Source organism: Roseateles sp. P2_H4 (assembly GCF_056403315.1).
On sequence record NZ_JBFUFR010000001.1, the window covers coordinates 110,903 to 123,935 of the forward strand.

Here is a 13,033-nt window from a genome sequence, read left to right on the forward strand (position 1 = left end):
GGCCGACACCTTGCCAGAATCCTCCCGATGCCATCGTTGAAATCCGTAGCACCCGTTTTGCTTTGCCTGTTGCTGGCCGCCTGCGGTGGCGGTGGGGGGGGTGATGCTTCGCCCGCACCCGGCCCGACGACGGTGCCGCCGCTGGGCACGCAATGCCTGAGCGGCTCCGTCGCGCGGCTGGCCCTGCCGGCCACGGCAAGCGCGGGGCGCAACCAGGAGGTGGCCGTGCTCGCCTGCGCCGGCTCGCGGCTGGACACCGTGCAGTGGCGCCAGACCGACGGCGCCACGCTGGCCCTGGGGTCGGCCCGCTCGCAGGCGCTCAGCGTCACGCCGACAGCCGCGGGACGCCATGCCTTCAGCGTGGACTTCACCGACGCCAAGGGCGCCAGCTACAGCGGTTCGGCCGAGTTCACCGCCGCCGCTGCCGGTGCGGCGGCGATGGTGATCCGCGGCGAACCGTCGGTGTGGGCGGGCGGCCAGACCTCGCTGCGCGCCTGGGTGGACGGCCTGGCCGTGGCCGACTACCCGCTGGCCCGCGTGCGCTGGAGCCGCGTCGATGGCCCCGACGTCAGTCTCGGCGACGCCACCCAATGGCGCGTCGTCTTCACGGCGCCCGCGGTGGCCGAAGACAGCCTGCTGCGCCTGCGCGCCGAGGCCACGCTGGCCGATGGCCGCAGCTTCACCCAGGACTTCAGCCTGCTGGTGCAGGCCGCGCCGGCGGCGGCCGCGTCGCCGCTGTTCGGCAGCGGCAACCTGTCCTCGCGCGTCTACCCCTATGTGGCCGGCAGCGCGCGTGCGGCGGAACTGCGTGAGTGCATCTACACACCGGCGCTGAGCAACAACAACCTCTGCACCCTGGGCCGCCTGTCCATCCTGGGCACCGAGACGCGCGGCGAGCTGCCGACGGTGGAGCAGGTGATGGCGCGCGTGCTGGTGTCCAACGACTGGATGGGCCAGCGCTTCGAGGCCTTTTTGCGCGAGCAGGACGTCAACGGCGACTTCCGCCGCCTGCTCAACGCGACCACGGCCATCGTCATCGGCGGCCGGGTGAGGCCGGCCTTCTACTGGAGCGCCACCGGCGCCATCTATCTCGACGCCGACTATCTCTGGCAGACGGCCGCCGAGCGCGACAGCGTCAGCGAGGCCCCCGACCCGCGCAGCGACTACGGCAACGACCTCGCCTACGCCATGCTGTGGCGCTATGTGCAGGGCAACAAGTCGGCCGGCGGCCGCAGTGCCGTGCTGGAGCGCGCCTCACGCGACAGCGCCGCGCTGATCCCGGCGCTGGGCCGCCTGCTGTATCACGAGCTGACGCATGCCAACGACTTCCTGCCGCCGCGCGTGCAGCTGCTGCTGAACACGGGCCTGCGCGTCTACGAGGCGGTGCCGGCCAACACGGCGTCGGAGCAGTTGCGCACGCAGCTGCCGTTCTACTCGCAGCAGATGGTCGACCTGGGGCGGGTGCAGTTCTTCGGCGTGGCCTCCACCGCGGTGCAGCGCAGCTACCAGCCGGCTGACATCGTCGGTTTCTTCAGCAGCGACCGTGTCACCGACGACTACAGCTACTCCTGGCCCACCGGCCAGAGCGTGCCGCGCGAGGATGCGGCCATGCTGGCCGAGGAGGCGCTGATGCAGTTGCGCCATGGCGTGCTGCGCGACGTCGCGGTGACGCCGCAATTCCTGAGCGGCGCGAGCGCCGACCAGACCGTGAGCTGGGGCCAGCGCGGCCGTGTGGGTGACGCGGCCATCAAGCCGCGCGTGGCCCTGGTGCTGGCCCAGACCATGCCGTGGCTGCCGGCGGGCTTCACCAACGGCCTGGCGGCGCCGGTTCCGTTGCGTGCCGGGCTCACCTGGGGCCAGAACCTGGACCAGAGCGGGCTGGCGATGGGCGTGGTGAGGTCGCTGTCGGCCGGCGAGCGCGCGCTGGAGGCCGACCTGGACGCCCAGCGCCGCGGCAGCCGCAAGGCCGCCGCGCTGATGCGCTAGCTCAGTGATGCCCGCCGACGACCTCGCCGGCTTTCAGCTTGTAGGCGGTGCCGCAGTAAGGGCACTGGCCCTGGCCGCCATGGGTCAGGTCGATGAAGACCTTGGGATGCGTGCTCCACAGCGGCATCTTCGGATTCGGGCAGAAGACGGTGCCGTTGTCGTTGCAGTCCTTGGCGGTCACTTCGACGGTCGCGGGGGGCGTGGTGGTGGTGCTCATGTTTTTCTCTCAGTTGTCCGTTTCGCGGCGCGTGACTTGCGGGCCGAGCGCCGGGCCGTTCCCTAGCCGGCCCGCGCTGGCGATGTGCTTGCCGGTCGAACCGGCAAGCATCGCCGTCCCCCCGGGGGCTGAGGCCGGACACATGGCGCCCAGTGGGCGCGATGTGCCTGCCGAAGAGCTGCGGCTCATGCCGCAGCGCGGTCTGCAAGACCGACAGGACTCGCTCGCGTTCAGCGACGCGAGGCTGGGCGAGGGGCAGTTCATTTCAGACGGCGGTCAGCCACTCGGCGTACTTGGGGTTGCGGCCGTTGACGATGTCAAAGAAGGCCGACTGGATCTTCTCGGTGATGGGGCCACGCGAGCCCGATCCGATCTCGATGCGGTCCAGCTCGCGGATGGGCGTCACTTCGGCGGCGGTGCCGGTGAAGAAGGCCTCGTCGCAGATGTAGACCTCGTCGCGGGTGATGCGCTTCTCGACCAGCTTCAGGCCCAGGTCCTGGCAGATCGAGAAGATGGTGTTGCGCGTGATGCCGTTCAGCGCGCCGGCCGACAGGTCGGGCGTGTAGACGACGCCGCCCTTGATGACGAAGAGGTTCTCGCCCGCACCCTCGGACACGAAGCCGGAGGCGTCCAGCAGCAGCGCCTCGTCATAGCCGTCGTCGGTGGCTTCCATGTTGGCGAGGATGGAGTTGGTGTAGTTGGACACCGTCTTGGCCTGCGTCATCGTGATGTTGACGTGGTGGCGCGTGTAGGAGCTGGTCTTGACGCGGATGCCGCGGCGCATGCCTTCCTCGCCCAGGTAGGCGCCCCAGCTCCAGGCGGCCACCATCAGGTGCACCTGGTTGCCCTTGGGGCTGACGCCCAGCTTCTCGGAGCCGATCCAGATCAGCGGGCGGATGTAGGCGCTCTTCAGGCCGTTGGCCTTGACGACCTCGCGTGTTGCCTCGTTGACCTGCTCCATCGAGAAGGGGATCTTCATGCGCAGGATCTTGCCGCTGTTGAACAGGCGCTGGGTGTGCTCCTGCAGGCGGAAGATGGCCGTGCCGTTGACCGTGTCATAGGCGCGCACGCCCTCGAAGGCGCCGCAGCCGTAGTGCAGGGTGTGGGTCAGCACGTGGATCTTGGCGTCGCGCCAGTCGACGAGCTCGCCGTCCATCCAGATCTTGCCGTCGCGGTCATGCAGGGGGGCGGGAACCATCGTTACTCCAGTGCGTGCGGGGTGGAAACCGGCGATTTTACGAAGAGCCGTCCGCGCGGATCAGCCGCCACTCGACGAGCTTGCCTTTCACGAGCTTGACTTCGACCGCGTCGCCGCCGGCGTCGCGCCAGACAAAGGTCTCGGGCGCCTGCTTCACACCCAGGCTGCCGGCCAGGCCGATCAGGTCGACCAGCTTCATGCCGGCGTGCAGCTTGCTGTTCAGCATGACCGCGTTGGCCACCGAGCCCAGCGGTGCCGCGCCGGCCGTCTTCATGACCCGCATCAGGCGCGAGATCTGCAGCAGCAGCCAGAAGACGATGCCCGTCGTCGCGAAGATGGCGCCCTGCCAGCCGAGCAGCAGTCCGCCGAGGATCAGGGCGGCCAATGCCAGCCCAACGCCGATCCACGGGTTCACGATTGCGGGTCCTGCTGGCCGTCCTCACGCTGCCAGGCGTAGGCGCGCTCGACCTTGGCGACGCGCAGCGTGTAGTGCTGGTACCAGTCGCTGCGGCCGGTGTCGCGGGCGATCTTGTGCTCGGCGTTGCGGCGCCAGGCAGCGATGTCCTCGGGGCTGCGCCAGTAGGAGACCGTGATGCCCAGGCCATCCTCGCCACGGCTGCTTTCCACGCCGAGATAACCCGGCTGCTCGGCCGCCAGTGCCACCATGTGGTCGGCCATGTCGCCATAGCCCTGGTCGACGGGCGTGCGCTGGCTGGTGAAGATGACGGCGTAATAAGGGGGCGGGGGCAGTGCGCTCATGGCGCACATCCTAGAGCCGCGTGATCTCGACGCTGTCGGCCGACCGCTGCGTCGGCCCGTGGTAGACGGCCTCGATGTTGTTGCCGTCCGGGTCCAGCACGAAGGCGGCGTAGTAGCCCGGGTGATAGGGGCGCGGCCCCGGGGTGCCGTGATCGCGGCCACCCGCCGACAGCGTCATGGCGTGGAAGCGCCTGACCTCGTCCTCGCTGCGGGCCTGGAAGGCCAGATGCACATGCGAGACGCGGCCCTCGGCCTTGTCGACATAGAACTCGTCCGCATAGAAGCAGCCGGGCGCCTCGCCGAAGGCCTCGAGCCGGCCGATGGCCTCCAGCGCCGCACGGTAGAAGCGCCGGCTGGCCGCCAGGTCGCTCACGCGCAGATGCACGTGGTCGAGCAGGCGGCCGCAGTGGTCCATGTCAGTCAGCCATGCCAGATTGCCGGCATCGATCGCGTTGGAAATTTGTGGGCCGAGCGCCGGGCCGCTCCCTAGCCGGCCCACGCTGGCGATGTGCTTGCGGCTTGATGCCGCAAGCATCGCCGTCCCCTCGGGGGACCGGCCAAGGTACACCTTGGACGAGGGGCATCATTTGGCGGCCTTGAGCAGCACGCAGCGCACCCACTGGCCGGATTCGAGGGCCGCCTGGTGGCCGTTCAGGAACTGTTCGGCCGTCGAGTTGCGCGCCGTGAAGCACATGCCGTGCAGGATGCCCATGCGGGGCACGGGCCGCGACCATTTGCGCTCGACGACGCCGTTGAACCAGGAGACCTGCTCTTCGTCGTCATCCATGTCGGCACGGCCCAGCAGCAGCACGACTTCGTATTTGTCGTCGGTCAGCGGCTCGGTGGCGCTCGTCATCACCTGCAGGCCGCCATCGCTCATGTTCAGCACCAGGCCGGCCGGCCCGCGGCTGAACTGCACCGGCTTGAAGACCCATCCCGGCAGGGAATCGGCGTCGTGCTGGGCGGCGAGAAAGTCGGTGCGGACGTGTTGCCTGAGGTTGGCGGGATCGGACATGAAGGCTCCTCCTGTGGGAGTGCCCATCCTAAGCAGACTTTGCCTCGGCGTGCACCATGGAAACCTGTTGTCTCAGTTTCAGATCAGGCCGCGCAAGACCTCGATGGCCTGCTCGACGCGCTCGACGGCGTGGATGGTCAGGCCCTCGATGGCCTTCTTGGGCGCATTGGCCTTGGGCACGATGGCGACGCTGAAACCCAGCTTGGCGGCCTCCTTGAGCCGCTCCTGGCCGCGCGGCGCTGGGCGCACTTCGCCGGCCAGGCCCACTTCACCAAAGGCGATGAAGCCGCGAGGCAAGGCCCGACCCCGCAGGCTGCTCTGGATGGCCAGCAGCACGGCCAGGTCGGCGGCCGGTTCGCTGATGCGCACGCCGCCCACCGCGTTGACGAAGACGTCCTGGTCACCGGTCGCGACGCCGGCATGCCGGTGCAACACGGCCAGCAGCATGGCCAGGCGGTCAYGGTCCAGGCCGACCGACAGCCGTCGTGGGCTGACGCCGCCGCTGTCCACCAGCGCCTGCAGCTCGACGAGCAGCGGCCGCGTGCCTTCCAGCGTGACGAGCACGCAGCTGCCCGGCACCGGCTCGGCGTGGGTGGACAGGAAGATGGCGCTCGGGTTGGCCACGCCCTTGAGCCCCTTTTCGGTCATCGCGAACACGCCGATCTCGTTGACGGCGCCGAAGCGGTTCTTGATGGCCCGCACGAGGCGGAAGCTGCTGTGCGTGTCGCCTTCGAAATACAGCACCGTGTCGACGATGTGCTCCAGCACGCGCGGGCCGGCCAGCGCGCCCTCCTTGGTCACATGGCCCACCAGCACGATGGCGCAGCCGCGCGCCTTGGCGGTGCGGGTCAGCTGCGCCGCGCATTCGCGCACCTGGGCCACCGAGCCGGGCGCGGACGACAGCTGCTCGGAGTAGAGCGTCTGGATGGAATCGATGACGCAGAAGTCCGGCTCCTCGACCTCGATGGTGGCCAGGATCCTCTCCAGGCTGATCTCGGCCAGCACGCGCACCCTGGTGCCCGACAGGCCCAGGCGCCGCGAGCGCATCGCGACCTGGGCGCCGCTTTCCTCGCCGGTCACGTACAGGACCTTGAGGAACTGTTGGCCCCCAGGGCTCGGTGTGCCGAGCCCGCCCCCCGAGGGGGTGTCGCCGGCTCGGGAGCGGCCCGTCACCGGCGTCTGGCTGAGTGATTCAACGGCCTGCAGCAGCAGCGTCGACTTGCCAATGCCTGGGTCGCCACCGATCAGCACGACGCCGCCGGCGACGATGCCGCCGCCCAGCACGCGGTCCAGTTCCTCCTGGCCGGTGGGGGTGCGCTCGAAGTCGCTGGCCTCGATCTCGGACAGCGTCGCGACGGGCTGGCTCTTGGCCAGCGACTGGTAGCGGTTCTTGACGCCGCCGGTGGGTTCGGCGGTGCCTTCGGTCAGCGTGTTCCAGGCGCCGCAGTGGGGGCATTTGCCCAGCCACTTGGCATTGGTGCCGCCGCACTCGGTACAGGTGTAGATGCTTTTGCTGGTGGCCATCAACGCATTGTGGCGGCCGGCCGAACCCAGGCTGTCAGCAGCAAGGCCGCCGCCAGCGCGCAGCCGGCCGAGAAGCCGAAGGCTATGGTGGCCGACAGGCCCTCCCACAGCCAACCGAACAGCAGCGAAGCCGGCAGCAGCATGGCGCCCATGGTCAGGTTGAACCAGCCAAACGCCGTGCCGCGCTGCTCGGGTGGCGCCAGGTCGGCCAGCAGGGCGCGCTCCACGCCCTCCGTCGCGGCCATGAAGATGCCGTAGAGGGCGAACAGCGCATAGAGCCGCCAGCCGGGCGCCGCGAACCCGGCCATGCCGATGTAGAAGAGGGCATAGGCGACGTAGCCGGCCACCAGCAGGCGCACACGGCCGACGCGGTCCGACAGCCCGCCCAGCGGCAGCGCGAACACCGCCGCCACGCCCGATACCGCCGCCCACAGCAGCGGTACCTGCGCCTCGGCCACGCCGAGCTCCCTGGCGCGCAGCAGCAGGAACATATTGCTGGAATTGCCCAGCGTGAACAGCGCGACGACAACGAGGTAGCGCCGCAGCGGCGGAGGCATGCCGGCCAGCGTCCAGCTGAAGCGCGGCGGCGCGGCGGTGGGCGGTGGGGCTTCCTGTACCGCCAGGGTCAGGGCCAGGCAAAGCAGGCCGGGCAGGATGGCCCACAGAAAGACCTGGCCCAGCGGCACGCCCGCGCTCAGCAGCGCCCAGGCCAGCAGCGGGCCGATGACGGCGCCGGCGTTGTCCATGGCCCGGTGCAGGCCGAAAGCCAGGCCGCGCTGGCCGGGCCCGATGCTGGCGGCCAGCAGCGCGTCGCGCGGCGCGGCGCGCACGGCCTTGGCGACACGGTCGGTCAGGCGCAGGGCCAGCAGCAGCGGCCAGCCGGTCACGAAGGCGATGGCCGGCCGCGCCAGCCCGGCCAGGCCATAGCCGGCGACGACCCAGGGCTTGCTGCGGCCGCTGCGATCCGCCATGACGCCGGCCCACAGCTTGAGCAGGCTGGCCAGCGCTTCGGCCACACCCTCGATGAGACCGAGCACGCGCGGGCCGGCCATCAGCACGCCGCTCAAATAGAGCGGCACGAGGGGGTAGACCAGTTCGCTGGCGCTGTCGTTGACAAGGCTGATCAGCCCCAGCAGCCAGACGCTGCGGGGCAGCGAGAAAAGGGCCTTCAGCATCGGGAGATCTTATGTTTTGCGTGCCAGACCGCCCGAGCGCAGCGAGTAGCTCGGGCACCAACTGGCTTGCCGCGTGGCAGACTCGCCGACTGTGCAGTTATTTGGATGGAGCCCGTCATGGAGTTCTCGGTCTGGTTGGCCTTTTTTGCCGCGTCCTGGGCCATCAGCCTGTCGCCAGGCGCGGGTGCGGTGGCGGCGATGAGCGCCGGCCTGTCGCACGGTTTCAAGCGCGGCTATTTCATGACCTTCGGCCTCATCCTGGGCATCCTGACCCAGGTCGTCCTCGTCAGCGCCGGCCTGGGTGCGCTGATCGCGGCCTCGTCGCTGGGCTTTGCCCTCGTCAAATGGGCGGGCGTGGCCTATCTGATCTATCTCGGCGTGCAGCAATGGCGCGCGCCGGCCAAGCCGCTGGCCGCCGCGGATGAGGGCGCTGCCAGCGTCACGCGCCGCCAGCTGGTGCTGCGCGGCTGGGGCATCAATGCCGTCAACCCCAAGGGCACGGTCTTCCTGCTGGCCGTCGTGCCGCAGTTCCTCGACCTGCACGCGGCGCTGGCGCCGCAATACCTCGTCATCGGCGGCACGCTGGCCTTCACCGACCTCGTCGTCATGGCCGGCTACACGGTGCTGGCGGCACGCGTGCTGGCGGCCTTGAAGAGCGAGAGCCACATCAAGCTGCTGAACCGCGTGTTCGGCTCGCTGTTCGTCGCGGCCGGCGCACTGCTGGCCACCTTCAAGCGCGCGGCCTGATGGCGGGAGACAAGTCCGGCCGCCTGCCCACCTGGTTCCTCTTCCTGGCCCCGGTGCTGATCTGGGCCAGCACCTGGCACGTCATCCTCTACCAGCTGGCGTCGACGGTGCCGGCGCTGACGTCGGTGGGCTGGCGCTTCCTGATCGCGGCGCTGATGCTGGCTGCGCTGGCGCGTTGGCAGGGTGCATCGCTGAAGCTGCCCGCCTACTCACATGCCTACATGCTGGGCACCGGCGTCATCCAGTACGCCGGCAACTACTGGGCCATCTACGAAGCCGAGCGTTTCGTGCCGAGCGGCCTCGTGGCGGTGCTGTTCTGCCTGCTGGTGTTCATGAACGCCTTCGTCGCCTGGATGCTGTGGCGCCAGCCGGTCAGCCGGCGCTTCCTCGCAGCAAGCAGCGGCGCGGTGCTGGGCGTGGCGCTGATCTTCTGGCCCGAGCTGGCGTCCACCGGCGCGCGGCCGGATGCGGCGCTGGGCCTGGGCTTGAGCTTCTTCGCGGTCGTCGTCGCCTGCATCGGCGGCTTCTTCACGCTGGTGCTGATGCGCCGCGGCCTGGCCCTGGTGCCGGTGCTGGCCTGGAGCATGGGCTATGGCGCCCTCTTCCTGCTGCTGATGTCGGTGGGCATGGGCCATGGCCTGGCTTTCGACGGGGCCTGGACCTATGTCGGCAGCCTCGTCTACCTGGCCGCCTTCGGCTCCGTCATCGCCTTCACGCTGTACTACAAGCTGGCCGAGCGGCGCGGGCCGGCGCAGGCGGCGCTGGTGGGCGTGCTGGTGCCGGTCATCGCGCTGATCGTGTCGGCCGTGCTGGAGGGCTGGCAGGCGACGCCGCTGGCCATCGGCGGCATGGCGCTGTGCCTGGTCAGCCTGTTCGTCGCGACGCGGCCGGCCTAGCGCCGTCGATCAACAGCCGCAAGGCGCGCTCAAACAGGGCGTCGGCATCGCCGCCCACCGTGGCCGCCCAGCCGGCCGCCAGCAGCGGGTATTGCGCGGCATCCGGCCCGCTGAGCGTTGACGACGGCGGCGCATCGGGCGCTTGCGCGGACTGCTCCTCCAGCACCCAGCCGACGACGAAACGTCCCACCGACATCATCAGCACGGTGGCCGGGCCCGGCTCGAAGCCGGCCGCGCACAGCAGGCCCAGGCGCGCCTCGATGGAGCCGCGCTGCGCCTCGCCCGGCCTGGTGCCGGCGTGCAGGCGGGCGCCATCGCGGTAGGCCAGCAGCGCATGGCGAAAGCTGCGGCCGTCTTCCATCAGCCAGTCCTGCCAGGCTTCGTCCGGCCCCGGGGTGGCGACGGCGCGGCTTTCCAGCAGCACGGCCGAGGACATCGCGTCCAGCAGCGCCGCCTTGCTCTTGAAGTGCCAGTACAGCGTCGGCGACTGCACGCCCAGGCGCTCGGCCAGCTTGCGGGTGCTCAAGGCGTCGATGCCAACCTCGTTCAGCAACGCCAGGGCGGCGCGCAGCACATCGTCGCGGTTGAGCCTGGATCCGGTGGTTGGCCGCTTGTCACTCATCGAAGCCTCGTTTCATCAAAACCATCGTCATTCGTTGACGTCCACCACTTCGTTGACCGGCGCTGCGTGCCCGCTGATCTGGCGCTTCGGCCCGCTGGCGGCGTTGCTCCTCCTCGTGGGCGCGAGCCCACTTCGTCGTCGCGCCTTGCCAGCGAGCCGCTTCGCCAGCCCCTCGGGCGCGCCCAACCACCGGATCCAGGCTCGGCAGGGCGGGCATTCATGTCTCTAGCAATGATAGAGAGCTTCGGGCAGAATAATCCCTATCAACGATAGAGAGACTGTTGTGAATCGAGCCTTGACCGTCATCCTGATGACGCTGCTGCTGGACGCCGTGGGCATGAGCCTGGTGTTCCCCATCCTGCCCGGCCTGCTGCGCGAGCTGGCCGGCGCCGACGCCACCACCCACCATTACGGCGCGCTGCTGGCGGTGTACGCGGCCATGCAGTTCCTGTTTTCGCCCGTGCTGGGCGCGCTGAGCGACCGCTTTGGCCGCCGGCCCGTGCTGCTGGCCTCGCTGGCCGGCGCCGCCGCCGACTATGTGCTGATGGCGCTGGCCCCCAACCTGGCCTGGCTCTATGTCGGGCGCGTGCTGTCGGGCATCACCGGCGCCAGCATGGCGGTCGGCACGGCCTACATCACCGATGTGACGCCCGAGGCCGATCGCGCCAAGCGCTATGGCCAGATGGGCGCCGCGATGGGCCTGGGCTTYGTCGTCGGGCCGCTGATTGGCGGGGGCCTGGGCGAGTGGTCGCTGCGCGCGCCCTTYGTCGCCGCGGCCGTCATGAATGCGCTGAACCTGGCTATGGCCTGGTTTGCGCTGCCCGAATCCAACCAGAACCGCACGACACGGCTGGACGCTGCCAAGTTCAATGCCTTCTCGGCACTGCACCGCCTGGAGGGCAAACGGCCCCTGCTGCCGCTGGTGGGGGTGTTCGCCGTCGTGGCACTGGTGTCGCAGGTGCCGGCGGCGCTGTGGATCCTGTATGGCCAGGACCGCTATGGCTGGACCGCCTGGGTGGCCGGCCTGTCGCTGGCCTGCTATGGCGGCCTGCATGCGATCTCACAGGCCTTTGTCACCGGGCCCATGGTGGCCAAACTCGGCGAGAAGCGCGCGTTGCTGGCCGGCATGGCGGCGGATGGCCTGGGTTTCGTCGGCATGGGCGTGGCCGTGGCGGGCTGGATGCCGTTTGCGCTGCTGCCGCTGTTCGCCATCGGCGGGCTGGCCCTGCCGGCCCTGCAGGCCATGCTGGCGCGCCAGGTGGACGAGCAGCACCAGGGCGAGTTGCAGGGCACGCTGGCCAGCCTGACCAGCCTGATCGGCATTGGCGGGCCGCTGGTCGTCACGGCCGGCTTCGCCGCGACGCAGGCCTCCTGGCCGGGTTGCGTGTGGATCATCGCGGCGGTGCTCTATCTGCTGGCGCTGCCGCTGCTGTTCAGCCGGCGCGCGCGTGAGGCTTAGCGCCCTCTCGCCTCATTTCGTGCCGAAGTGGGGCGAGTCCGTCGCATGGCCCTGGCGAGCGGGGTGGTGGCTGCCTAGCATGCCTCCGCAAGGAGGATGGCGATGCGATTGGCGACATGGGTGTTGGCGGCGTTGCTGCTCCGTCTGCCTCTTGCAGGCGCAGCGGGCGCGGCCGAGCTGACCGTGGAGCGGGTGGATCTGGGCGAGGGTCCGGATCAGCAGGCCTACAACCTGCAGGAGCAGGGTGATCTGCGCGTGTTTGCACGCTCCGCCCGGCGCTTCGAGCGGGCGCAGATCTTCCTGCAGCGCCGCGTGGCAGGGCAATGGCAGCGCGGGCAGCCGCTGCCTTTCAGCGACCCGCGCTGGCGTGACTCCGACCCGCATCTGAGCGCTCAGGGTCGGGTGCTGACCTTCGTCTCCGATCGGCCCGGGCCCGACGGCCGGACGCGCCCCGATCTGGATCTCTATGAGTCGCAGTGGCAGGACGGCCGCTGGAGCGACCCGCGGCGCCTGCCCGAGGCCTGGCAGAGCGCCGGCCAGGAGCTGGGCCCGGAGCGCCATGGCGAGGCCCTCTACTTCGCGGCGAGCCGGCCCGGCGGTCAGGGCAAGCTGTCCGTCTACCGAGTCGGCGCCGCGGGCAGCGCGCTCCAGCCCCTGCCGCCCCCCATCAACGACAGTGCCCGGAACAGCGACTTCACGCTCAGCCCGGACGGCCGCTACGCGCTGTGGTGGAGCGACCGCGCCGGCGCTGAAGGCGGCGGGGCCGATCTCTATCTCGCCGAACGCGTGGGCGACGCCTTCGGCCCCGCGCTTCGCCTGCCGCCACCGATCAACGGGCCGGGGCGCGAATTCACGCCCTCCCTCCGTGCCGACGGCCAGTGGCTGTACTTCGCATCCACGCGCGGCGACGCCGATGGGCTTTCGCATGTCTACCGGGTCTCCTGGCCCCAGCTGCTGGCGCAACTGGGTGCGGCGGCCACCGCGCACAGCCAGGCGACGCTGGACCGCGCGGTGAGCGCGCTGTGGCGTGCCATGGCGCATGCACCCGGCCAGGCCTCGGACGTCCAGGCCCTGGAGGGCCTGCTGCACCCCGAGGCGCGCGTGTTCGGCCAGCAGCTGCGGGCCAGCAGCCTGCAGGTACACGCTTCGTCCACCCCGCAGTTCCTGGCCGATCTCGCCAAGCCGGCCGAGCGCGGCCTGCACGAGTGCGAGATCGAGCGGCAACAACGGCGCTTCGGCGGCCATGCCGAGGTCTACAGCGTGGTGCAGACCCGGCACGACCCGGCCCAGAGGGAGGCGGCCTATACCGGCGTGAACAGCATGCAGTGGCAACTGGGCCCGCAGGGCTGGCAGCTGCTCAGCCTGCACTACGCGCTGGAGACACCCGGCCTGAGCCTGCCGCTGCCGGCGGCGACCGCCTGCCTGGGCTGAGGCT

The 13,033-nt window shown here is 70.0% G+C and carries 14 protein-coding genes; 5 read left to right on the forward strand and 9 right to left on the reverse strand.

Annotated features, from left to right (window positions below; genetic code table 11):
* Positions 1-36 precede the first annotated feature (36 nt).
* On the forward strand, positions 37-1,986 hold the full coding sequence (locus AC1DW3_RS00565) for a hypothetical protein (RefSeq protein ID WP_477927635.1): 1,950 nt from the start codon (positions 37-39) through the stop codon (positions 1,984-1,986).
* 1 nt (position 1,987) lies between these two features.
* Here AC1DW3_RS00565 and AC1DW3_RS00570 read toward each other — a convergent pair whose 3' ends face one another.
* From AC1DW3_RS00570 to AC1DW3_RS00605, 8 genes are all read right to left on the reverse strand, one after another.
* Positions 1,988-2,203 carry a zinc-finger domain-containing protein gene (locus AC1DW3_RS00570; protein ID WP_477927637.1) on the reverse strand — a complete coding sequence of 72 codons (216 nt, stop codon included), beginning with the start codon at positions 2,201-2,203 and terminating at the stop codon, positions 1,988-1,990.
* Positions 2,204-2,468: 265 nt separating this feature from the next.
* The gene (locus AC1DW3_RS00575) at positions 2,469-3,401 is read right to left on the reverse strand and encodes a branched-chain amino acid transaminase (protein ID WP_477927638.1); all 933 of its coding nucleotides are present in this window, start codon (positions 3,399-3,401) and stop codon (positions 2,469-2,471) included.
* 37 nt (positions 3,402-3,438) lie between these two features.
* The gene (locus tag AC1DW3_RS00580) at positions 3,439-3,816 is read right to left on the reverse strand and encodes a hypothetical protein (protein ID WP_477927640.1); all 378 of its coding nucleotides are present in this window, start codon (positions 3,814-3,816) and stop codon (positions 3,439-3,441) included.
* Entirely contained in the window at positions 3,813-4,160 is a 348-nt protein-coding gene (locus AC1DW3_RS00585; protein WP_477927642.1) for an antibiotic biosynthesis monooxygenase family protein, read from the reverse strand. The genes AC1DW3_RS00580 and AC1DW3_RS00585 overlap by 4 nt, the downstream gene beginning before the upstream one ends.
* 10 nt (positions 4,161-4,170) lie before the next feature.
* Positions 4,171-4,695 carry a VOC family protein gene (locus tag AC1DW3_RS00590; protein WP_477927644.1) on the reverse strand — a complete coding sequence of 175 codons (525 nt, stop codon included), beginning with the start codon at positions 4,693-4,695 and terminating at the stop codon, positions 4,171-4,173.
* 48 nt (positions 4,696-4,743) lie between these two features.
* Entirely contained in the window at positions 4,744-5,175 is a 432-nt protein-coding gene (locus tag AC1DW3_RS00595; RefSeq protein WP_477927646.1) for a hypothetical protein, read from the reverse strand.
* Positions 5,176-5,253: 78 nt separating this feature from the next.
* Positions 5,254-6,699, reverse strand: a complete 1,446-nt coding sequence (radA, locus tag AC1DW3_RS00600; RefSeq protein ID WP_477927648.1) for a DNA repair protein RadA — start codon at positions 6,697-6,699, stop codon at positions 5,254-5,256.
* The gene (locus AC1DW3_RS00605) at positions 6,699-7,874 is read right to left on the reverse strand and encodes an MFS transporter (RefSeq protein ID WP_477927649.1); all 1,176 of its coding nucleotides are present in this window, start codon (positions 7,872-7,874) and stop codon (positions 6,699-6,701) included. Before AC1DW3_RS00605 ends, radA begins: the two co-directional genes overlap by 1 nt.
* A 117-nt stretch (positions 7,875-7,991) precedes the next feature.
* On the opposite strand from AC1DW3_RS00605, the gene AC1DW3_RS00610 reads away from it, so the two are divergent.
* On the forward strand, positions 7,992-8,621 hold the full coding sequence (locus AC1DW3_RS00610; protein WP_477928042.1) for a LysE family transporter: 630 nt from the start codon (positions 7,992-7,994) through the stop codon (positions 8,619-8,621).
* Complete coding sequence (locus AC1DW3_RS00615) at positions 8,621-9,517, forward strand: DMT family transporter (protein ID WP_477927651.1); 897 nt, start codon at positions 8,621-8,623, stop codon at positions 9,515-9,517. The genes AC1DW3_RS00610 and AC1DW3_RS00615 overlap by 1 nt, the downstream gene beginning before the upstream one ends.
* On the opposite strand, the gene AC1DW3_RS00620 is transcribed toward AC1DW3_RS00615, so the two are convergent.
* Entirely contained in the window at positions 9,486-10,139 is a 654-nt protein-coding gene (locus AC1DW3_RS00620) for a TetR/AcrR family transcriptional regulator C-terminal domain-containing protein (RefSeq protein WP_477927653.1), read from the reverse strand. The two genes, AC1DW3_RS00615 and AC1DW3_RS00620, sit on opposite strands and share 32 nt — an antisense overlap.
* Before the next feature lie 283 nt (positions 10,140-10,422).
* On the opposite strand from AC1DW3_RS00620, the gene tet reads away from it, so the two are divergent.
* Positions 10,423-11,598 carry a Tet(A)/Tet(B)/Tet(C) family tetracycline efflux MFS transporter gene (gene tet / locus AC1DW3_RS00625; RefSeq protein ID WP_477927655.1) on the forward strand — a complete coding sequence of 392 codons (1,176 nt, stop codon included), beginning with the start codon at positions 10,423-10,425 and terminating at the stop codon, positions 11,596-11,598.
* A 102-nt stretch (positions 11,599-11,700) separates the two neighbouring features.
* Positions 11,701-13,029, forward strand: a complete 1,329-nt coding sequence (locus tag AC1DW3_RS00630; RefSeq protein WP_477927656.1) for a hypothetical protein — start codon at positions 11,701-11,703, stop codon at positions 13,027-13,029.
* Positions 13,030-13,033 lie beyond the last annotated feature (4 nt).